The sequence below is a fragment of the Sorangium sp. So ce426 genome, from assembly GCF_051475585.1.
Lineage (GTDB): Bacteria > Myxococcota_A > Polyangia > Polyangiales > Polyangiaceae > Sorangium > Sorangium cellulosum_B.
Genome location: NZ_CP150341.1, coordinates 9,906,288 through 9,926,976 on the forward strand (window position 1 = coordinate 9,906,288; position 20,689 = coordinate 9,926,976).

Sequence of the window (20,689 nt, forward strand, 5' to 3'; positions counted from 1 at the left end):
AGGAGGCGACGCGGCACAGCGCCCCCCTCGGCCAGGCACCTGGCCATGTCGCGATATGCCCGCCGCCTGCCCGGCCAGGCACCTGCTCAACTCGCGACATCCCCGGAAATCCACCCGGCGAGGCTCCGCCCATGTCCCGACCCCTTCGTTACCCGGACGAAGCGCTGTCCACCGGCAGCGGACTTTGCTTTGATGAAGGTCTTCATGTTCCGCCTCAGCACCGTGCGCGCCAAGCTCACCGTCCTCGTCGCGCTCTCCTCGCTCGCGACCCTCGCGGCCCTCCCCGTGCTCTCCTGGGTGATGCACCGGCAGCTCCTCGCGCAGATCAGCGAGCGCGTCCCGCAGGCGATCCGCAACTTCCGGCTGGAGCTCAGGCAGCAGCAGCGCGCCATCTCGGCGAGCTCACGCCAGGCGTCTCGTGCGCGCGAGCTGGTCGAGGGGCTCCGGCTGCGGAGCGAGTCGGCCGTGGGGACGGCGCTCGAGGCCGTCACCGACGCTCACCCCAACGTCGCCATCGTCGCCTTCGACGAGCTCGGCGAGCTGGTCGCGGCGAGGGGGCTCGATGCGCCGCCCCTCAGTACAGACGAGGTCCCCGGGCTCACCGAGGGCCTCTCGGGCCTCGCCGAGATGGACGACCTGCGGGACGTGCTCGTCCATGGGTGTGATGGACAGCAAGGCTCGCCGCCCGCGTACATGATCGCCCAGCACGCGAGGAGCGACGCCGGGTCGCTGCTCGCCTGCATCCCCATCGATCACACCTACTTCGACGAAGCGGCGACGAGGCTCGGCGTGGAGATCGCGCTCGTCGATCCGTCGGGCAAGAGGGTCACGGGCACGGCGCGCTTCCCGACCGAGCTGCTCCAGGGCGCCGTCATCGGCGACGAGACCCACCCCACGATCGTCGAGGAGGCGAGCTCGCTGTGGGCCCTCTCCCGCTTCGCGCCCCGATCGCTCCGGGGCAAGGCAGGCGATTTCTCGATCGTCATGGCGCTCGACGTGAGCGACGTCCGGAACATCGTGCGCCAGAACCTGATGTTCGCGGCGGGCGTGCTCACCCTCGCGGCGCTCTTCTCGCTGGTCCTCGGCGCGCGCCTCGCAAGCACGATGTCGCGCGCGCTCTCCCGCGTGAACGTCGCCCTCAAGCACCTCGAGCAACAGCGGTATGTGCATGTGGACGCGGTGAAGACCGGCGACGAGCTGGAGGACCTCGCGACCGGCTTCAACTCGATGGTGGACGGCCTCAAGGAGCGCGACAAGCTCCGCAGCACCTTCGGCAAGTACATGACCGAATCCGTGCTCGAGCACCTGCTCGCCGGCAAGGTGCAGCTCGGCGGCGAGACGCTCACCGTCTCCATCCTCTTCTGCGATATCCGGAGCTTCACGACCATCAGCGAGAAGATGAACGCCCATGAGCTCGTGGGGCTCCTCAACGAGTATTTCACCGAGATGGTGGCCATCATCCTCGACGAGGGCGGGGTCGTCGACAAGTACATCGGCGACGCGATCATGGCGGTGTTCGGCGCGCCCGTCCCCAGGCCGAACGACGCCGTGCGCGCCGTGCGCGCCGCCGTCCGCATGCGCGCCGCGCTCGAGCGCTTCAACGAGCGGCTCGCCAAACGGGGAGTCCCGGCGCTGAAGACCGGCGTCGGGATCCACACCGGCGAGGTCGTCGCGGGCAACATCGGCAGTGAGGCGCGGATGGAGTACACCGTCATCGGCGACGCCGTGAACCTCGCCTCGCGCCTGGAGAGCGCGACCAAGGAGCTCGGCGTGAGCGTGCTCCTCAGCGAGGACACGCACCTCCTCGTGAAGGACGTCTTCAACACACGTCCCATCAGCGAGATCACGGTCAAAGGCCGAGTGCAGCCGGTGATGACCTACGCGGTGGCGGAGCTCTGACGAACGCCGAGGGGCGACGGCCAAGTCTTCCTCGCGAGACCCCGGCCGGCCGTGCCATGTGGCCGCGAACGACAGGAGGTGCGGCCCGAGCTCATACGAGCTGCCGTGAACAAATCGGATCGGCACGTCCGCTCGGGCAGCGTTCTCCCGGGCCGCCGAGGGCATGTCGGGGGGCGTCGCCCAGAAGGCCCCCGCCCATGTCTGACATCCCCGGGGGCATCGCCCAGCAGGCGCCCGGCCATGTCCAACATCCCCGGGGCGCGTTCGAGCGGGCTCCCGCCCATGTCCTGCATGCCTGCCGCCTGCCCGGAGAGGCGCCTACCGATGTCCCGACAAGTCCCCGCTCGCTCGGTCGGGTGGTGTCCTGACGACAGCAGCCGCCTTCGATCCGCATCCCACCTTTCTCCTGGATGCCCCAGCATCCTAGGATGCGCCCGTGTTGAGTACCGAGCGCTGCAGGGTGGTTGCGGCCGCGGGCGCACACGGACGAGCTCGCGGTCGTCGTCGCTGGCGAGGAAACTCGATGCCGAACTCGTTGTGGTCCTCCCCGCGGCGTCTAAACGCATGGAGGCGAAGTCGCCCGGAGCGCTACGTAGGTTCTTGTACGGCGGGGGCCGGGAGACCCTATTCTCCGGGCGCGTCGACTGAACGTCGGCAGTGCTGCCTGGCGAGACTCCGCTTGCTGACGTGTGCGGTCCGAGAGCGCGTCTGCATGCACGCGGACGCGTCTCGATGCCTGGCCAGACCAACTGGAAGTTCAATCAGACGATGGGCATCCCGGTCTATCGGACCCAGCGGCCCCGATACTGGAAGAGTCGCCAGGGGCCGCGATCGCCCTTGCGGTACTTTGCATGATCGTCGTAAAGGCGCATGTACAGGTTCCGCCTCGGGTCGTGAAGCTCTATATACTCCGGCGTCCGCTGAGTCTCATTGAAGTATGTCGTTCCACCCGCACCTTCCTCCAACCAAGTCCTCCCCCGAACCTGCTTGAAGAAACCTATGCGCTCAGTCTGCCACAGCGTTCTCCTGGCGACCGCGAGCGCGACTTCGCCGACCTCACTCGTTCCCTTCCGGTCCGACGGCTCACCGACGGAAGGAGCAGCATCCTCGTTGTCAACCGCGCTCATCGCGCATCCTGCGGACGCCGTCGCGAGAGCAACCAGCACAGTGAACAATCCGAGATTTTTCATACCCACTCCTCCCCATCAAGGGACCACGGATATCGCAACGCTGTCTGCCACTTCAAGGTAGTCCCTGGGGCGTCGGATCCGGCGCGTCAACCGCCACAACGGCGCGCTTGTCGTTTGCCAACGCCGGCCACCACCGGCATTCAGCCATGACTCAGGTGCTGGCTCTACGGTAGCGCGAAGACAGGGGAGCGTGAGCCTGCGGTCCAGGAGGTCGGATTGACGGTAAATGATGGAGAGCCTCGCGGCCTGGTGGTGGTCGTAGTCGTGGTCATAGTCGTCAACGGCTCGGTCGTGAACGTGAACGTCCCCCGTAAGTCGCCTCTCTCGTTTCCCACGATTCACCTCGCCGCTCGACGCAGCTGATCAGCCAGCTCCCCATGCCCGCGAGGGGATCGAGCTGCCAGCGGACGGCTGAGAGCGAGAAACGAGATGGCGCAACGATAGGCGTCAAGTCGTTGGAATCCGAAGATGGCAGGGATTTCGACGCGACCCGGAACCCGGTCGTGCCGAATCGAACGGAAGCGGCGACAATGGTCGACCAAGGGCTCGGCAGAACGTTCACGTCCACGCTCGTGTCGTCGACGACCATGACCACGACCACGTTCACGACCACGACTGAGGATTGATCACATTTCCCCCTTAGTTTTCGCTGAGTTGGCAAGGGCGGCGTTCCAGCCCGTCTCCAGCATGAGCAAGGTCTGCATTCCGCGCGCAAGCGTCAGCCAGCCGGGGGCGCCGTTGCGCTTGAGGTGTCCACCAAGACCGGCAACGGCGTAGAGCGCATCGACTACGGTCGCCCCCTGAGCCGGCAACTTCTTGGGCTGGTGCTGGTGCAGCAGCTTCAGCTGCGTCGGGTTGAGGGCTCGTTCCGCGGGCGCGTTGGGCTCAAGGCGTGACAGCGAGCGCAGCAGCAGCATCTGCCACGCGATCGGGGCGAACAGCGCCAGCGCGTTGGTCAGGCTCCGGAAGCTCTCGAGCTGGCGCGTCTCGAGGGCGCAGCCGGTCTTCAGGGCCTTGAAGAACTCCTCGATGAGCCACCGTGCCCGGTAATGGTCGACGATCGCTGCGATCTGGTCGGGCGTGTCGACGGGCTCGTTGGTCGCCAGCACCCACGCGACCGGCTCCTCGCCCGCTGGCGTGTCGATCTCCTGCACAACCACGACGTTGACCGCGAGCTCTTCGGCCAGCTCGGGCAGGTAGTGCGGACGGCGCAGCGCCACGCGCCGGGCGCCGACGCCCAGCGTGGCGCTCCGCTCCGAGCGCTCGGGGTGCGCGCGCTTGCTCGCCGGGACAGGGCCGGCGCGGCGTTAGGTGAGCACGACCTCGCGACTGAGCCGGCTCGGCAGCTCGACCAGCGCTTCGCTCAGCCGCAGCCGTGCGCTGTCGTCGAGCGTTTCTTCCTCGTCCTCGGCCAGCTCCGACACATTCCGATCGCGCGCCATGCGCACGACGAAGCGGTGGCCCTGCTCGACCATGGCGCACAGAAGCGGGTAGGCGTCTGCCTCGCGGTCCATGATGTGCAGCAGCGACGTGCGGTCGCCCACGGCCTGCTCAGCCGCTTCTACCTGCCGCAGCCAGCGCGTCGACTCCTTGTCGGTCACGCGCGCATAGTCGCTGCCCGTCCTGTTCTTCTTGCGTGCGCTCTTGGAGAGGGCGGAGGCTTTGCGGGCCCAGCAAGCAAGGCCCACGGCTGGTTGAGCGCGTCGGTGACCACGGCGAGCGTGGCGTGCGCCAAAAAGCCCTGGGTGTCCTTGCCGTTGAGCGGACCGAGCCCTGTGCGTGCTCCGTCGCCGTCGAAGGCGACCGCGGTGGTGTCATGCACCGCGCGAACCGTGTCGTGACCGGCCATCCGCTCGAGGGTCTGCTCGCTGTGGGCTTGCACCAGCGCACCATACGACACGCGCTTGTTGCCAAGGAGCCGGTAGAAGCCCTCCAGCTCTGCCTCCGTCTTCAGGAAGCTCTCGCCCGGCGCGACGCTCAGCCGTGCCACCACAGCCCGGACCCGCTGATGCAGCCGCGCATCGCCCAGCTGCACCGTCTCGAACTCGCGCACGATCGACGGCATCGCTTCCGACACATCGGGATTTCCCATGACATTTCAGACGCTTGGCGGGTCCGAAACGGATCAAGAAATGTGCGGGATCCTCAGACGACCACGTAAACGTTCACGACCACGTTGGTGGCCGCGCACAGATCCGCTCACCCCCCCGCGAGCAGCCGCGCGATTTCCGCGCGCTGGCGCCGCGCCGAGCGCGCCAGCGAGAGCTGCCCCGCCGCCCGGTACAGGTTGTGCGAGACGCGCGTCGGGAAGCGCGACGGGTCCCAGCCGAAGTACCGGTCCTCGAACGCGTCCCGGCAGAACCTCGCCGCGAGCTCCAGCGCGATCCGCTCCGCCGCGTCGACGAGCGCCTCCTGCTCCTCCGCCCCGAACGGCCTCGCCTCGCGGTAGCCCGCCACGGCGGCGGCGAAGACCTCGAGATCGAAGCGCGTCTCGGTCGAGTCCTCCCCGACCGGGTTGCACCACGACCGCCACGCGTCGCCGAGCTCCACGTCGATCGACTGCAGCGCCAGCGTGTCGAGATCGAGCAGGCAGATCCCCTCCCCCGCCTCCGAGAAGCGCAGGTTCGAGATCTTGAGGTCGCCGTGGCAGTGCCGGACCGGCAGGTCGAGCCGCCCCCGCCACGTGCGAAACGCGTCGAGGATGGCGTCCGCCAGCCGCCGCCCCTCACCCCCGGTGGCCGCGCCGTCCAGCCGCTCCATGTGGAGCGCCGTGTCGTGCGCGCCCGCGCGGACGTGGCGGTACACGTGCTCGAGATCGTCCACCGCCCGGTGGAACCGGGCCGCGAGCTCCCCCGCGGCGCGCGCCAGCACAGGAGAGCCGACCCGGTGGTGCGTGCGGCCAGGGACGAAGTCCATCACCCGCCACACCGCACCCTCGGCATCGCGCGCGCACAGGGCGCCATCGCCTGCGCGCAGCAACCGCGGCGTCGCGAGACCGCGGGCCGCCAGGTGCGCCGTCACCGCCTCGATGTCGTCGTGGACCTCCGGGGCGAAGATCGGGCTCACCCGCTGGACGACGTACCGCGGAGGGTCGCCCGCGAGCCAGGTGCCGTTGATGAGGCCCTCGTCCTCGCAGCGGCGCACGGAGAGGCCACTCAGGGGCGCCCACACGTCCGGGATCATCGGAGCGAGAAGCTAGCTGCGCTCGGTCTCGGAGGGCAAGGGAGGCGGCGCCGCGACCGCCGCAACCGCCGCGACCGCCGCAACCGCCGAGACCGCCGCGGCCCGCCGGCGCAGCATCCACTGCGCGCCGAGCCACGTGACGACGCCGGCGCCGAGGCCGAGCCAGGCGGAAGCCGCGGGCACGCCGGCGCGCTCCACCAGGAACGCCCCGCCGAGCAACGTCCCGCACAGGCCCACCGTGAGGGCCAGGTTGTCGACGGCCGAGAGCCGGCCGACGAAGCGATCCGGCGAGAGCCGCTGGATCTCCGTGCTCGACAGCACCCAGTTCGCCCCGCTGCCCAGGCCCCACACGAGCACGACCGCGAGCAGCGCCGCAGGGTGGCGGGTCACCGCGAACACCGCGATCGCCCCGAACGTCACCCAGACGGCCCCGGTCGCCGCGAGCTCGCCCCGCAGGCCGCGGCGGACCAGCGCGACGCCGGCGAGCGGGCCGACCCCGGTGCCCGCGCCGCGCACGCACTGGAGGACGCCCAGCGTGAGCGCGCCCGTGCCCGCGAAGGGGAGCTGCGTCGCGACGAGGTTGAGCAAGAGGAGCGCCCCGCCGTTCGCCATGTGGACCGGCGTCTTCGCGAGCACCGCGGCGAGCAGCGGCGGCCGCTCCCACGCGTGCCGCCACGCGTGGACCATGTCGCGGCGCACCGACGCGAGCGCCGACAGCATGCCGCCCTCCACCGGCCGCCCCTCCGCCACCATCGGGGGGAGCCCCCGGAGGAACAGCGCCGCCAGGCCGAACGACACCGCGTCCAGGGCGAGCGCCGCCGCAGGGCCGAGCCCCGCGATCAGGCCCCCGAACGCCATCCCGACCGCGAACATGACGCTCCACGTCGCCGACGTGATCGCGTTCGCCTCGAGCAGCTCGTCCTCCTCGACGACATGGCGCAGCACCGCGGTCTGCGCCGGCAAGCGCAGCGCCCCCACCGACGCGCGCACGAAGACGAGGACCTGCACCCCGACCACGCTGCCCACGACCGCGGCCCCCAGCATCCCGACCGTGAGCGCGCTCTGCACCACGCTCGTCGCGACGAGCAGCCACCGCCGATCCAGCCGGTCCGCGAGCACCCCCGCCACCGGCGCGAACAGCGCGATCGGCAGGTGATGCCCCACCATCACCAGCGCGAGCGCCACGACCCCGCCCCCCTCGCCCCCGAGCGCGAGCAGGCTCACAGCGACGAAGCTCATCCAGTCGCCGAGCAGCGAGACGACCTCGCTCATCCAGACGCGACGGAACGCAGGACGGCAACGGAGCAGGAGCAGGCCAGGACGGCGCTCCGGGCGCCTGCCGCTGTTCATCCAGGGCACACCATGGTAATCGCGCTCTGTCTCATGCGGATCTGCGCCATCATTCCCGCCTACCAGGCCGAGCGCAACGTGGGGGACGTCACACGAGAGGCGCTCCGGGTCCACGGCCTGGCCGGCACCGTGATCGTGGTGGACGACGGGTCGAGCGACAGGACGGCCGAGCGGGCGCGCGCGGCCGGCGCCACGGTGCTGGGCCACCCGGAGAACCTGGGCAAGGGCGCCGCCCTGCGCACCGGGATGGAGTTCGCCCTCGCCGCAGGCTTCGACGTCGCGGTCACCATCGACGCGGACGGACAGCACCCGCCGGAGGAGGCGCGGCGCCTCATCGAGGCCGACGCCGACCCCGAGGCGCTGGTGCTCGGCATCCGGGATCTCGCGGGCGCGGGCGCGCCGCGCGCGAACCAGATCTCGAACCGGATCTCGAACTTCTTCCTCTCCCTCTTCGCCGGCCGCCCCTTCGCGGACACCCAGTGCGGCCTGCGCCGCTACCCGCTCCGGACGACGCTGTCGCTCGGCGCCCGCGACGAGGGGTACGCCTTCGAGGCGGAGATCCTCCTGCGCGCGGTGGCCGCCGGCGTCCGCCTGGTCGAGGCGCCGATCCGGGTCATCTACCCGCCCGAGGGCGAGCGGCTCACCCACTTCGACAGCGTGCGCGATCCGGCGCGGATCATCCGCCGGGTGGTGGCGACGCTCGCGCTCACACGCGGGCTCCGCCACGTGCCTGCCGAGCCGGTGCTGGCCCCCGACCCGGTCCGCCCGGCCGCGGCGAGCGCGCTCGCCACGGAGCTCGACCCCCACCCGCGGCAGCCGGCGACGGCGCCTCCCTGATTTGCGGCCGCCGCGCCTCGCACGCCACCGCCGCAAGCTCCTCGCGGCCGCCGCGCTCCTCGCCGCGCCGGTCCTCGCGCACCTCGGCATCGCCGCCGCGACGCGGATCGAGCCGCCCCCGATCCGCGCGGCCGCCGGCGAGCCCGAGACGAGGCCGGGGGGGCTGCGCGTGCTCGGCCCGGCCTACGTGCGCCGCCGCGGGCGGATCCTCGAGGCGCGCCTCTCCGGGTCGCCGGAGGAGATCGGGCACCAGCACGGGCGGCTCTTCTACCCGGAGATGGTCCAGAACGAGGGGACCCTCTACGAGCAGTTCCACCACCACGTGCCGGTCGCCCCGCTCCGGTGGCTCATCATGGACCTGTCGCGCCTCGAGTTCCGCGGCGTCGACGAGGGCATGACCGACGGCGTCCGGCGCGAGATCGCCGCGCAGGCGCGCGCCTTCTCGCCCGACCCGTTCGACGGCGTCCTCCCGACGTACCACCGCTTCGTCTTCCTCCAGTCGCTCTACGACATCGCGCTCTCGTTCGAGCACTCGCCGCTCATCGGCTGCACGAGCTTCGCGCTCACCGGGACGGCGTCGGCGGACGGGCACGCGGTGCTCGCCCGCAACTTCGACTTCGAGGCCGGGCCCGTCTTCGACGAGGGCAAGGCGGTGTTCCTCGTCCACGAGCAGGGGAAGATCCCGTACGCCTCGGTGGCCTGGCCCGGCCTGATCGGCGCGGTGACGGGGATGAACGCCGCGGGCCTCGCGCTCGTCGTCCACGGCGGGCGGGCCGGCGAGCCGCGGGCGGCGGGCGAGCCGGTCGTCCACACGATGCGCGAGGTGCTCGGCCGCGCGCGGGGCGTCGACGAGGCGCTCGCGATCCTCGAGGCGCGCGCGCCGATGGTCTCCCACCTCGTGATGCTCGTCGACGCGGGCGGCGAGGCGGCGATCGCCGAGCGCGCGCCCGGCGCGCCGCTGCACGCGCGCCGGGGCCGCGGCAAGGTCCCGCTCACCAACCACTTCGAGGGGCCGCTCGCGGGCGATCCGCGCAACCTCCGCGTCCAGGCCGAGACCTCGACCCGCCCGCGGCGCGAGCGCCTCGACGAGCGGCTCGCGGCGCTGCCCGAAGGCGCGACGGTCGAGGCGGCGATCGACGTGCTGCGCGACCGGCGCGGGCGCGGCGGCGCGCCCCTGCCGCTCGGCGACCGGCGCGCGATCGACGCGCTCATCGCCACCCACGCGGTCGTCATGGACGCCACGGCGCGCGTCCTCTGGGTCAGCGAAGGCCCCCACCTCGCCGGCCGCTTCCTCCGCTTCGACCTCACCCGGCTGCTCGACCCCGCGTTCGACCCGGCGCTCGACACCCCCGAGCCCGACGCCCTGCCCGAGGACCCGCTGCTCACGAGCGGCGACTACGCCGCCTGGGAGCGCGCCGGCTCACCCCACAAAGGCGGGGAGCGCGGCAACGACAATCCTTAAATAAACAGACGCAACTTAATAACCGCTCCGTCCCTCGCGCAAGCGCGGCGGCGCCGTCTCCATGCCGTGACGCGGACGTGGCGAGCGTGGCGAGCGAGCGCGACAGCCCGCGCCCGGGACGCGCCTCATGCCACGGCGAGCACGAAAACGCCGCGCCGCCGCGCGTACGAAGGCCCTCCCCGCCAGCGCAGCCGCGACATACCCGGCGCGCAATCGCAAGTTTTCAGCGTGGTTTCGGGGTCCCCTCTCTCCCACGCCCATACACCGGAGGTGGGACACCTCTCATCCGGCGTGGCCTTACCGCAAGATTGCCTAGCGCGACCTTCCGTCCGACAATGCGATTCGGGGCGCCAAGGTCGCGGCATCGGAGCGGCGACCGGGTCGACCAGACCATGACGGACATCAACCTGATCAACACGACCCTCGATCAACGGTACGTCATCCTCGGGCTGCTCGGGGAAGGCGGGATGGGGGCGGTCTACGAGGCACGGCACCTGGGCACCGGCCGCCGCGTCGCCGTCAAGGTGATCACGAGCAAGCTCGCGCAGGACGAGGCGGTGATGGCCCGCTTCGAGCGCGAGGCCAGGGCGGCCGGCGCGATCGACAGCGAGCACATCGCGAGCGTGCTCGACAGCGGCAGGGACCGCGCGACAGGCCTGCCCTTCCTCGTGATGGAGCTGCTCAACGGCGAGGACGTCGACCAGATGCTCCGGCGGCTCGGCCCCCTGCCGCCCGAGCTCGCGCTCTGCATCGTGGCCCAGGCGTGCATGGGCCTCATCAAGGCGCACGACGCGCGCGTCCTCCACCGCGACATCAAGCCCGCCAACCTGTTCCTGGCGCGGCGCGACGGGGGCGAGTACGCGGTCAAGCTGCTCGACTTCGGCGTCGCCAAGATCCAGGCCGACGACTCGTTCGAGCACCACCAGGAGCTCACGGCCACGAGCAACCTGATCGGCTCGCCCATCTACATGTCGCCGGAGCAGGCGCGCAACATGCGGGACGTGGACGGCCGGACCGACGTCTGGTCGCTCGGCATCGTCCTCTTCAAGATGCTCGCCGGGCGCACCCCCTACAGGAACTCGCGGGGGCTCGGCGAGCTCATCGTCGCGATCTGCTCGACCCCGGCGCCGCCCATCCAGACGCTGGCGCCCTGGGTGCCCTACGAGGTCTCCGAGATCGTCGCGCGCGCGCTCCAGATCGACAGGAACCTGCGCTTCCAGAGCGCGGCGGAGATGCTCGACGAGTGCCGGATGCTCCTGCCGCACGGCATCTCGATCCACGAGAGCATGCTGCGGCCCCTCCCCGACTCGGTGCAGGCCGACATCCCGCCGCCCTCGCAGGGGCCGCCGAACCCCGACGCCCCGACGCGGCGCCCGCCCACGCCCGTGGGCACGCCCCGCAGCCGCACGCCGACGCCCGGGAGCACGTCGCGCAGCTGGCCGGACCCCGGCGAGATCTCGACGCGGCGCCCGCCCACGCCCGTGGGCACGCCCCGCAGCTGGCCCGAGCACGTCACGCACAGCGGGGCCCTCGGCCAGAGCGGTCACCACCACGCGACCCAGAGCGGCCACCACGCGACCCAGAGCGGCCACCACGCGACCCCGCACGGCCTCCTCATCCGCGGGCTCCCGGACGGCCCGCCGCCCTCGAGGACGGTCTCGGGCACCTCCGTGCCCTTCCACAAGACGATCATCGTGGCGGGCGACCAGCCCACCGCCCACGTGCGCCCCCGCAGCAAGGCGGCCCCGCTCGTGGTGGCGGCGGCGCTTGTCGCGGCGACGGGCGCCGGCGTCGGCGCCTGGCTGGTGCAGAAGACGACGGCGTCCGCGTCCGCCCCGGCGACCGGCGGGACGCAGCCCGCGCCGGCGGCCGCCGCCCCGGCCGCGGCCACCGCGGCGCCGGGCGCGGCCGCCGCGGCCCCGGTCGAGCCGGCCGTGCAGATCGATCCGGAGCGGCTCGGGAGCTTCAACCCGCTGCCGGCGGTCATCACGTCCTCGAGCAACCCGCTCACGGACGAGAAGATCAACCTCGGCCGGATGCTCTACTACGAGACGCGGATCTCGAAGAACCACGACCTCTCGTGCAACTCGTGCCACCCGCTCGATCGCTACGGCGCGGACGGCGCCAAGGTGTCGATCGGGCACGCGCACCAGAGCGGCCGCCGCAACACGCCGAGCGTGTACAACTCCGCGGGGTTCTTCTCGCTCATGTGGGACGGGCGCTTCGACAACGTCGAGGCCCAGGCCAACGGGCCGATGATGAACCCGAGCGAGATGGCGATGACGCCGGTGCGGCTGGAGGCGACGCTGCGCTCCATCCCCGAGTACGTGAAGGCGTTCGGCAGGGCGTTCCCGAACGATCCGTGGCCCGTCAACGCCAACAACACAGCGAAGGCGATCGGCGCGTTCGAGCGCAAGCTGATCACGCGCGGGCGGTGGGACCTGTTCCTGGAAGGGGAGCCCGAGGCCCTGACCAACGCGGAGAAGGAAGGGTTCAACACGTTCGTCGAGGTCGGCTGCGTGACGTGCCACTTCGGCCCGCACGTCGGGGCGACGATGTTCCAGAAGCTCGGCCTCGTGCGGTCGTGGCCCGACACGATGGACCGCGGCGTCTTCGAGATCACGAAGAAGCAGGCCGATTTCATGGTCTTCCGGGTGCCGACGCTCCGCAACGTGGCCATGACGGCGCCGTACTTCCACGACGGGTCCGTCTCGTCGCTGCAGGAGGCGGTGCGGCTCATGGGCAAGCACCAGCTCGGCAAGGACCTGTCCCAGGTCCAGGTCGACCAGATCGTGGTCTGGCTGAAGAGCCTGACGGGCGAGCTCCCGAAGGAGTACATCGCGAAGCCCGAGCTGCCGGAGAGCGGGCCCAACACGCCGAAGCCCATTGCGGATTGAGCGCGGCCCGCTCGTCTGACATGACCATGTCAGAGGACGAGGCGAGGATGCAGCGACGATCTTTCTTGATGGGGCTCGCGGCGTGCGGCGGGGCGCTGTCGATCGGCAGCCACGCGCGCCGCGCGCGCGCGGACGAGGTGGGCGACGCGCTCGCCGAGATCACGCGGGCGCGCGCGTCGGTGAAGACGCTGGTCGCGCCGTTCACGCAGGAGCGGAGCATCGGCCTGCTGGCGACGGCGGTGAAGAGCGACGGCGAGATGACGCTGGTGCTGCCCGACCGGCTCCGGTGGGAGCTGAAGCCGCCGGACGCGATCACCTACTGGATCACGCCCGAGGGGTTCGGCTTCGCGACGCCGAAGGGCGCGGCGGGCGCGGGGCGCGGCGCGGCGGGGCGCTTCGGAGCGGTGCTGTCGGACCTCCTGGTGCTGCTCGGCGGCGACCTCGGGAAGCTGCGGGCGCGCTACGATCTGTCGATCCCGAGCCGCGCGGACGGGATCACGCTGGCGGCGCGGCCGCGGGCCGAGGAGGTCGCGAAGCACGTGCGCAGCCTCGAGATGACCTCGGGGCCGGAGCTGTGGTCGGTGCGGCGCGTGGTCATCGAGGAGCGGAACGGCGACCGGAGCGTCATCGCGTTCGGCAAGGTGGCGCGGGACGTGAGCGTGGATCCGGCGCGGATGAAGGCGCCGAAGCAGGGCTGAGCGGGCGCCGCGGCGCACGAGCACCTATCACGTCAAAACTCGGAGAATTTTCACAGGGAGGCGGGGAGGCGGGGAGGAAGAAGAAATGAATTTCTCCCTCTTGCTGTCTGTCGCTCCCCGCCTCCCTGCCTCCCTGTGAGATTCCTGCTTTTCTCGTGGTCTCGACCCGTTTGTCGCTCTAGGTGAAGATCAGCACTCGCACTCGTCCTCCCCTTCGTAGGACTTGGCGACGAAGCTCATGTCGTACGGGTAGTTCGCCTCGGGCGGCCCGTAAACGCGGAGCAGCAGATCGTTCGCCGAGCCCGCGCCCCCTCCATCGAGCCACACCCGTCCATGATCGCTCTCCTCGGCCCCGAGGAGCTCCATCGTGGCAGCGCTGTAGACCTCCACGATCAACGTGTTCTCTGGACCGGGGGGCGGAGTGTACTGCTCACAACCCGAGCCGCACAGCCCTGCCCCGGAGGCCAGGACGCGAAGACTCCAGTTGACCTCCTCGATCCCGAGAGAGGTGGTGTCGAGCAGGTACCAGTCCTCGTCGCCCTGGCAGAGGACGAAGTCGATCTTCGAAAACCACGCGCTGGGACCGAGGCTGTCGTCGGTATGGTCATAGGCGAGCGGAGCCGCAGAGGTGGACGCGTCGTTCGCCTCGTAGGCGTCGTCCGCGCAAACAGACGCTCCGCCGCCCCCGGTCGCGGCCCCGCCTGCACCAGCCCCGCCTGCACCAGCCCCGCCAACGCCGCTGCCGCCGCTGCCGCCACCAACGCCGCTGCCGCCGCTGCCGCCGCTGCCGCTGACGGCGCTACCGCTACCACCGCTGCCGCTGACGGCGCTGCCGCTGGCGCTGGCACCGCTGCCGCTGGCGCTGGCACCGCTGCCGCTGGCATCGCTGCCGCCGCCTCCTTCGGCGCCTGAGCCCGCGCCATCGTCCAGCCAGCGCGAGCAAGCCGTCGTTCCAAACAAAGACGCGTAGAGCGCTGCGACCCCCATGAGACGAACCGAGCTACGAATGAGCGACATAGATAACTCCACTGGGCACAAATGAACAACGACCTCCAGGGCGAAACCTCGCCCTCGAGGCGCGAACATCGAGCGTTCGCGCAAAGCAGGCTCAGAAGCGAATCATCAGCTCACATCAGTTTTCATATTTCATATTTCATGCCTCCCTCCTTTCTCATGGCGCCATCCCTGCCCAGGCGTATCCTTGCCGGCGATGGATCCGCATCGCTCAATTGCCCCTCATCGCTCTCGTGGTCGCCGCCGCCCTCATTGCCCTCCTTCGATGAGCTCGCGCGCCGATCGCGGCGCTCGCTTCCGGAGCATCGCGTGGGGCGCCGCGCTCGCCGCCGTCCTGGGGTGCCGCTCGCCGCCGCCTCCGCCGGCCCCAAAGGAGGTCATCGACATCCATGTGCACCTGACCGAGGCCAACGCGGTGGCACCATTGCTCGCGCACATGGCCAAGCATCACGTCGACCGCGCCGTCATCCTGGCGAGCCCGGACCTGACGAGCGGCCGCGGCGGCGCTGGCCTCTCCGGCTACCGCGCGGGCAACGACATCGTCCTCGACGCCGCGGCGGCTCACCGTGGGAAGCTCATTCCGTTCGTCACCCTGGATCTGGGTCACGACGACCTCGCGTACCTCGCCGAGCTGCGCAGCCGAGGCGCCTGCGGCGTGAAGCTCTACCAGGGACACAACCTCTTTCACGAGCGTCCCCTCGACGACCCCTCGCACCACGCGATGTGGCAGGCGCTCGCGGATCAGGCGGTTCCGGTTCTGCTTCATGCCAACACCGTCCGTTACAGGAGCGAGCTCGAGGCGGTCCTGCGCGCCTTCCCCGACCTGCGGCTCGTGTGCGCGCACCTCTGCGGCAGCCGCACCGACCTCGCGCGCATGGAGTCCCTGATGGAGGCGTTTCCGCGCCTCCTCGTCGATACGAGCCATGGCTCCGCCGGCCCGGCGACGGAGGGGTTCGCGAGCCTCGAGCGGGAGCGCGCCCGGCTCCTCGGGCTGTTCTCTCGCTGGCCCGAGCGCTTCCTGTTCGGGACCGATCTCGTGACCAGCGGGCTCGACCCCATGTCCATGGAGCTGTGGGACCTGCAGGTGGAGTCGAACATGGGTCTCTTGAAAGAGGACAAGTTTCGCTTCTTTCGTCAAACCGCCGATCAACCGGCCCGCACCATCGGCACCTATCAAGGCCTTCACCTGCCCCCCGAGCTCCTCGGCCCCGCCCTCGGACAGAACGCCGCGCGATGGCTCGGCGCCTGCCTGCGCTGAGGGCCACCTCGCGGACCGCCGCCCGCGGCCTCAGGGGCCGAACTTCGCGAGGAAGATCGCCCGGGTAGTCGACGTCGGAGCCGACAGCGGCCCCGTGCCGAAGTCGATGGTGCCAAGGAACGGCCCGGCGGCGTACACGTCGCCGGTCGCGTCCATGGCCGTGGAATAGCCGTACTGTTGCTCCCTGCCGCCGGTGTGCTTCACCCAGCGGACCGTGCCGGCCGCATCGAGCTTCGCGACGAAGGCGTCGCCGTAGGTGCAGTCCATCAGGCCCGTGCCGAAGTCGACGTCGCCGTAGATCAAGCCGGTGATCGCGAGCTCGCCGTCCGCGGTCGCCGCGACGTCCAGCGCCGTCTGCGGCCCATACTGCCCGAGGCGCTTGGCCCAGAGGAGCTCGCCTGCCGGGTTCAGCTTGGTCACGAAGGCGTTGCCGCCCCACGTGACAGAGCCGGGCTCGAGAGGACCGTACCCTCCCTCGCTCACCAGCGGACCTGCGCCGAAATCCACGCTCCCGAGGAACGTCCCGCTGATGACGACGTTTCCAGCGCCGTCGACCGCGACGCCGTACGCCCTCTGGAGCGCCTCGTCGCCAAACCGCTTGCTCCAGACGTGCTCACCGGCCGCGTCGAGCTTCGCCACGAAGATATCCTCGCTGCCCGCGGTGGTCAGCGGCCCGCCGCCGAGGTCGATCGCCTCGGCGAAATAGGCGCCGAAGCTGCCGGCGAGGACGACGCTGCCCGACGCGTCGAGCGCGACGTTGTGGATCTCCGTGTAGCCGAGCTGCTTGCTCCAGAGGCAATTCCCCGCAGGGTCGAGCTTCGCGATGAACGAGTCCATGTCACCGGCGCTCGTCAGCGAGGCGCCGCAGAGGCTGATCTGGCCCATGAACGTCCCTGCCACGACGACGTTCCCGGCTGCATCCATGGCGATGCTGTCCGCCCATTGATCACCATCGACGCCGATCCGAGCCGACCAGACGTGATCTCCGCCTGCCGTGAAGACGGCCACGAAGGCGTCGCCCCCCGACTCCTGCCCCACGAGCAAACCACCTCCGAAGTCGACGCCGGTCCCGTAAACCACCCCCGTCGTGGCAATGAGCCCCGCCTGGTTGACCGCGACGTCCTGCGGGTAGGCGGAACCGGAGAATTCCTTGTGCCAGAGGGGCTCTCCTTCGCCGTCGAATCTCGCGAGGGAGAAGGCCAGGGCGCCCCCGGTCGAGAGCGGACCGTCGCCGAAGTCGACGCCATCGGCGACCGTCGTCGCGACGACGAGGTTGCCCGGTTCGTCCACGGCGATGCGGCTGCCCACCCACACCTGGGGTTGGCGTGGGTTCGAGGCGAAGTGCCGGCTCCACAGAGGATCGCCATTGCCGACGGCGCCGCCGGCGCCCGCGCCGCCGCTGCCGACGACGGCGTCGCTGCCGCCTGCGCCGCCGCTGCCGCCTGCGCCGCCGCTGCCGACGGCGGCGTCGCTGCCGCCTGCGCCGCCTGCGCCGCCGCTGCCGGCCCCGCCCGCTCCGGTCGCGCCACCCCCGGCGCCCTCATCGCGTATGGGATCGAGCGGGATTCTGTCGCATGCGGCGACAAGCGTCATGAGCACGGTGCATCCAGGTACGAGGAGCTGTTTCAAGGAGGCCTCTCCTATCTCGATTGAAGAAGTGCGCGTGGCTTGCTCCTATGAATGGCCGCCTGTCGTGGCGGCGGCTCACCGCTGGACGACGACACCGAGCGAGAACGACGCGAGCGGGCTGAATGTCGAGATCACCCGTCCTGCAAACCGGATGTCGACAGGCGGGATCGCCGCGCCGCCGAGCGCGCCCGCCGTGAGAACCACGGAGTCGACGAGCCGGAAACGCGCCTCGCCTCGCCCGTACACGAAGGCGGTGAACGTGGACTCATCGCTGTCGATATAGGGCGGTCTCGCATCGCCGGACGCGCTCACGTAACCGAGACCCACGCCGGGGGAGAGGACGAGTCCGAACCGGCGGCTCCTCTCGATGGGCGCGAGGGCGAGCTCGGCGCCGAAGAGCGAGCGACGAAAGCGCACCTTGCCTTCGGACGCCTCGATCTCGGGACCCAGGATCGGCAGGTCCGCCAGGAGGCCGGCGCCGATCCGGGCCGAGGGCCAGATCCGGAGCGAGGCATCGAGCGCCAGCGAGGCGCCAGGCGCCTGCCATCCCACGGCGATCGCGACGCCGACCTCGACGAGCGGGGCCCTGGGCGCCGCAGGCACCGCGAACGGGGGCGAGGGCGGCGCCCAGGCGCGGAGCGGCGGGCTCCGCCACGCCTCACCGGGCGACGCGGCTGGAGGCGCGGCGGGAGAGGGCTGGACCGGGGCCGGCGCGACGGCCGCCGGCTCCGGTGCGACGGCTCCGGCGGGGGCCCCGGCCGCCGACGCCGTCGATCGGAGCGCCCGCACCAGCTCCGCCGCGCGGAGCACCCGGGTGTCGAGCGGGCCGTCGGGCGCCACGCTCGCGACAAGGTCCGCGCGCCCGCTCGAGTCCGACCAGATCTCGATGGCTCCGTCCTCGCCTTCGGGGATGACGATGAGCAGCCCGCCGGAACCAGCCGCCACCGGGCCCGCCTGGACGTGTACCTGCAGGCCCGCCGCTTCGAGCTCCTGCGAGAGCCGGTACGCCAGCGCCCCGCGCGCGCCGGCGACGACCGTGATCGGCGGCGCCTCCTCGGCGGAGCACGGCGCCGCGAACGCCGCGAACGCCGCGAACGCCAGCAAAGCGACGAGCGCGCAGCCGATCGAGCTCGCCACGGCGCGCGCCCCCGGCGAGCGGAGGCGGCGCCGGCGCCGCGGCCGCGACCTCCGCGGGAGGAGGCTCGATCCAGCGCGCAGGCTGCCGAGCGGAACCCTCAATCGGCCCCGTCGGCGAGCGTCGCCGCGAGCCCGGCGTGGGCGCCGTTCGGGTACGCCGCGAGGTAGCGCGCGGCGAGCTCGCGGGCGCGCGCGCGGAGCTGGAGGTTCCTCGCGCACTCTATCGAGCGGCCGAGCGCCTCCGGCGCGAGCGCGCCGCGCGGCCGCTCCGCGAGGTACACGGCGAACCAGCGCTCGGCCTCCGCCCAGGCGCCGCGCCCGTCGAACGCCATGCGGCCGAGGTGGTACGCCGCTGCGGCCGCGGCGTCGCTCCCGGCAAACCGCTGCCGCGCCGCCTCGTAGAACCTGGCCGCGACGTCCGGCTTGCGGGAAAGCCGCGCCGCGGAGCCGAGATCGACGAGCTCCGCGCCGCCGGCGCGCCCGAGCACCGTGTCGATGCCCAGGAGCTCCACGTCCGCGAGCGCCTCGCCGAGCTTGCCCGCGGCGAGGTGCGCGCGCCAGCGCTCGACGGGGGCCTCGGCCAGAGGCTCGCCCGCGCGGGGCCGCGGCGCGCCGAGGGAGGGTGGCGCGGGGGCGGGCGCGGGGGCGGGCGCGGATGCGGGGGCGGATGCGGCGGCGCTCGCGCCCGGGAGGAGCGCGGGAGGCTGCGCGGCGGGGGTGGCCTCCGGATCAGGCGCCGGCGACGACGCCCGCGGCGCGACGGACCGAGGCGCCGCGCACGAAAGCCGCGTCGCTTCGGGGGCGGCGAGGGCGCGCCCCGAGGGGTCGACGCACGGGCCCAGGATGCGCACGCGGCCGGTGATCATCGCGACCGTGAGCTCCTCGGCTTCCGTGTTCCACGTGATGTCGAACTCGGTGCCGATCACGTGGACCTCGAAAGGGCCCCCGGCCACCACCCACCGGGTGTCGTCGCGATGCACGACACGCACGCGCAGCGAGCCGCGCTCGAGGAGGACGCTCGCGCCCCGGGGGCCGACCTCGGTCACGCGGGCGCGCGTCCCGGGCGCGAGGTCCACGCGCGACCCGTCCGAGAAGTCGAGCCCGACCTGCGACGCATCCGCCGCCACCCACCGGCCGACGGCGCCCGGCGCCTCCGCGACCCGGTACGTCAACGGGTCGCCCGGCCGGAGCAGCACGAACCAGAGGACCGAGGCGGCGACGCACGCCGCGGCGAGCGCGACGCCGAGCCGCCGCGAGCGGGGGGCCGCCCTGGCGCGCAGCGAGAGCGCGGCCTCCTTGCGGTAGATCGCCTCGAGTCGATCCGCGGTCGACGGCCGCACCAGCCGCTCGAGCGCGGCATCCTGGTGCGCGGCGACCCGGCGCCCCACGGCCGCGACGTCTTTGGTCCTCAGGTCCATCGGTCGCCCTCCGCGAGCCAGGAAGAAAGAACTTCATCCTTCTTGCAGCGCTCGACGAACGCGAGCTCCGCGCGCTGGATCCGGCGCTTGACGGTGGCGAGCGACACCTTGCACGCAGCGGCCACCTCCGTGAGCTCCTGGCCCTCGACGATGCGCAGCGTGAAGGCCAGCCGATCGTCGGCGTCGAGCGTCTCCAGGGCGCGGTAGAAGGCACGCACGCCCTGCCGGGCCTCCGGATCGGCGCTGGCCGCGACCTCCGGCAGCTCGTCGCTCGCGAAGAACGCGAGCCAGCGGTGCCTGCGCCGCTTGCGGAGCGCCTCGCGCGCGACGAACACGGTGACGCTGGTGATGAAGGGCTTGAGCGCCTCGGGCTCGCGCACGTCGTCGATGCGGGAGAACACCCGGGCGAACACGTCCTGGACCAGGTCCTCCAAGCTCCGGACGTCGCCCAGGATGCGAAACAGCATCCGCTCGACCAGGCCCGCGTAGGTGTCGAGCAGGCGGCGCTCCGCCGCGGGGTTCCGAGCGTGCAGGCCGCGCAGGATGTCGGGTGAGTCGGGTGAGGTGATCTGCGCGCCGGCAGGGCCGTCGGGTGGACGGGGCTTTCGAACGACGCGGAGGTGCACGGACATCGGGTAGCCTCTAAGATGGCCGGCCCCCGCCGCGACGGCTCAGGGCGGGCGCGCGGCGCCGCCCCGCGCCCCGGCTCCTGGATCA

The 20,689-nt window shown here is 71.5% G+C and carries 16 protein-coding genes and 1 pseudogene; 6 read left to right on the forward strand and 11 right to left on the reverse strand.

The window, feature by feature from the left end; all coding sequences use genetic code 11:
- The first annotated feature begins 204 nt into the window (after nt 1–204).
- On the forward strand, nt 205–1,899 hold the full coding sequence (locus WMF44_RS37070; protein ID WP_437294762.1) for an adenylate/guanylate cyclase domain-containing protein: 1,695 nt from the start codon (nt 205–207) through the stop codon (nt 1,897–1,899).
- A 782-nt stretch (nt 1,900–2,681) separates the two neighbouring features.
- Here WMF44_RS37070 and WMF44_RS37075 read toward each other — a convergent pair.
- The 6 genes and pseudogenes from WMF44_RS37075 to WMF44_RS37100 all read right to left on the reverse strand — a co-directional run bounded on the left by WMF44_RS37075 (nt 2,682) and on the right by WMF44_RS37100 (nt 7,622).
- Entirely contained in the window at nt 2,682–3,089 is a 408-nt protein-coding gene (locus WMF44_RS37075; RefSeq protein WP_437294763.1) for a hypothetical protein, read from the reverse strand.
- A 626-nt stretch (nt 3,090–3,715) separates the two neighbouring features.
- A pseudogene (locus tag WMF44_RS37080) lies at nt 3,716–4,354 on the reverse strand (transposase); the annotation flags it as partial.
- A 42-nt stretch (nt 4,355–4,396) separates the two neighbouring features.
- The gene (locus WMF44_RS37085; protein ID WP_437294764.1) at nt 4,397–4,690 is read right to left on the reverse strand and encodes a hypothetical protein; all 294 of its coding nucleotides are present in this window, start codon (nt 4,688–4,690) and stop codon (nt 4,397–4,399) included.
- Entirely contained in the window at nt 4,687–5,181 is a 495-nt protein-coding gene (locus tag WMF44_RS37090; protein ID WP_437294765.1) for an IS4/Tn5 family transposase DNA-binding protein, read from the reverse strand. Before WMF44_RS37090 ends, WMF44_RS37085 begins: the two co-directional genes overlap by 4 nt.
- Nucleotides 5,182–5,288: 107 nt before the next feature.
- The gene (locus WMF44_RS37095) at nt 5,289–6,272 is read right to left on the reverse strand and encodes a phosphotransferase enzyme family protein (protein WP_437294766.1); all 984 of its coding nucleotides are present in this window, start codon (nt 6,270–6,272) and stop codon (nt 5,289–5,291) included.
- A gap of 12 nt (nt 6,273–6,284) precedes the next feature.
- Complete coding sequence (locus tag WMF44_RS37100; RefSeq protein WP_437294767.1) at nt 6,285–7,622, reverse strand: MFS transporter; 1,338 nt, start codon at nt 7,620–7,622, stop codon at nt 6,285–6,287.
- Nucleotides 7,623–7,634: 12 nt separating this feature from the next.
- Between WMF44_RS37100 and WMF44_RS37105 the strand changes: the two genes are divergently transcribed.
- The 4 genes from WMF44_RS37105 (at nt 7,635) to WMF44_RS37120 (ending at nt 13,516) form a co-directional block, all read left to right on the forward strand.
- Nucleotides 7,635–8,459, forward strand: coding sequence for a glycosyltransferase family 2 protein (locus WMF44_RS37105; RefSeq protein WP_437294768.1), 825 nt, complete (start codon nt 7,635–7,637; stop codon nt 8,457–8,459).
- A 1-nt stretch (nt 8,460) separates the two neighbouring features.
- Nucleotides 8,461–9,921 (forward strand): C45 family autoproteolytic acyltransferase/hydolase, encoded by a 1,461-nt coding sequence (locus WMF44_RS37110; protein ID WP_437294769.1) that lies wholly within the window; start codon nt 8,461–8,463, stop codon nt 9,919–9,921.
- Between the two features lie 392 nt (nt 9,922–10,313).
- Entirely contained in the window at nt 10,314–12,818 is a 2,505-nt protein-coding gene (locus tag WMF44_RS37115; protein WP_437294770.1) for a cytochrome c peroxidase, read from the forward strand.
- 47 nt (nt 12,819–12,865) lie between these two features.
- Nucleotides 12,866–13,516 carry a LolA family protein gene (locus WMF44_RS37120; protein ID WP_012239600.1) on the forward strand — a complete coding sequence of 217 codons (651 nt, stop codon included), beginning with the start codon at nt 12,866–12,868 and terminating at the stop codon, nt 13,514–13,516.
- 189 nt (nt 13,517–13,705) lie between these two features.
- Here WMF44_RS37120 and WMF44_RS37125 read toward each other — a convergent pair whose 3' ends face one another.
- Nucleotides 13,706–14,503, reverse strand: a complete 798-nt coding sequence (locus tag WMF44_RS37125; protein WP_437294771.1) for a hypothetical protein — start codon at nt 14,501–14,503, stop codon at nt 13,706–13,708.
- Between the two features lie 292 nt (nt 14,504–14,795).
- Between WMF44_RS37125 and WMF44_RS37130 the strand changes: the two genes are divergently transcribed.
- Nucleotides 14,796–15,788, forward strand: a complete 993-nt coding sequence (locus WMF44_RS37130; protein WP_437294772.1) for an amidohydrolase family protein — start codon at nt 14,796–14,798, stop codon at nt 15,786–15,788.
- A 30-nt stretch (nt 15,789–15,818) separates the two neighbouring features.
- Here WMF44_RS37130 and WMF44_RS37135 read toward each other — a convergent pair whose 3' ends face one another.
- The 4 genes from WMF44_RS37135 to WMF44_RS37150 all read right to left on the reverse strand — a co-directional run bounded on the left by WMF44_RS37135 (nt 15,819) and on the right by WMF44_RS37150 (nt 20,604).
- Nucleotides 15,819–17,417 carry a hypothetical protein gene (locus WMF44_RS37135; RefSeq protein ID WP_437294773.1) on the reverse strand — a complete coding sequence of 533 codons (1,599 nt, stop codon included), beginning with the start codon at nt 17,415–17,417 and terminating at the stop codon, nt 15,819–15,821.
- Between the two features lie 75 nt (nt 17,418–17,492).
- On the reverse strand, nt 17,493–18,554 hold the full coding sequence (locus WMF44_RS37140; RefSeq protein WP_437294774.1) for a hypothetical protein: 1,062 nt from the start codon (nt 18,552–18,554) through the stop codon (nt 17,493–17,495).
- Between the two features lie 98 nt (nt 18,555–18,652).
- Nucleotides 18,653–19,972, reverse strand: coding sequence for a FecR domain-containing protein (locus tag WMF44_RS37145; protein ID WP_437294775.1), 1,320 nt, complete (start codon nt 19,970–19,972; stop codon nt 18,653–18,655).
- A complete protein-coding gene (locus WMF44_RS37150) occupies nt 19,963–20,604 on the reverse strand; it encodes an RNA polymerase sigma factor (protein ID WP_437294776.1) in 642 nt (213 codons plus the stop codon). The genes WMF44_RS37145 and WMF44_RS37150 overlap by 10 nt, the downstream gene beginning before the upstream one ends.
- Nucleotides 20,605–20,689: the final 85 nt, after the last annotated feature.

Bases quoted from the DNA above. Each gene is read 5' to 3' on its own strand.
- WMF44_RS37070 (WP_437294762.1), top strand. From the start codon at position 205: ATGTTCCGCCTCAGCACCGTGCGCGCCAAGCTCACCGTCCTCGTCGCG.
- WMF44_RS37075 (WP_437294763.1), bottom strand. From the start codon at position 3,089: ATGAAAAATCTCGGATTGTTCACTGTGCTGGTTGCTCTCGCGACGGCG.
- WMF44_RS37090 (WP_437294765.1), bottom strand. From the start codon at position 5,181: ATGGGAAATCCCGATGTGTCGGAAGCGATGCCGTCGATCGTGCGCGAG.
- WMF44_RS37095 (WP_437294766.1), bottom strand. From the start codon at position 6,272: ATGATCCCGGACGTGTGGGCGCCCCTGAGTGGCCTCTCCGTGCGCCGC.
- WMF44_RS37100 (WP_437294767.1), bottom strand. From the start codon at position 7,622: ATGAACAGCGGCAGGCGCCCGGAGCGCCGTCCTGGCCTGCTCCTGCTC.
- WMF44_RS37105 (WP_437294768.1), top strand. From the start codon at position 7,635: ATGGTAATCGCGCTCTGTCTCATGCGGATCTGCGCCATCATTCCCGCC.
- WMF44_RS37115 (WP_437294770.1), top strand. From the start codon at position 10,314: ATGACGGACATCAACCTGATCAACACGACCCTCGATCAACGGTACGTC.
- WMF44_RS37120 (WP_012239600.1), top strand. From the start codon at position 12,866: ATGCAGCGACGATCTTTCTTGATGGGGCTCGCGGCGTGCGGCGGGGCG.
- WMF44_RS37125 (WP_437294771.1), bottom strand. From the start codon at position 14,503: ATGGGGGTCGCAGCGCTCTACGCGTCTTTGTTTGGAACGACGGCTTGC.
- WMF44_RS37130 (WP_437294772.1), top strand. From the start codon at position 14,796: ATGAGCTCGCGCGCCGATCGCGGCGCTCGCTTCCGGAGCATCGCGTGG.
- WMF44_RS37145 (WP_437294775.1), bottom strand. From the start codon at position 19,972: ATGGACCTGAGGACCAAAGACGTCGCGGCCGTGGGGCGCCGGGTCGCC.
- WMF44_RS37150 (WP_437294776.1), bottom strand. From the start codon at position 20,604: ATGTCCGTGCACCTCCGCGTCGTTCGAAAGCCCCGTCCACCCGACGGC.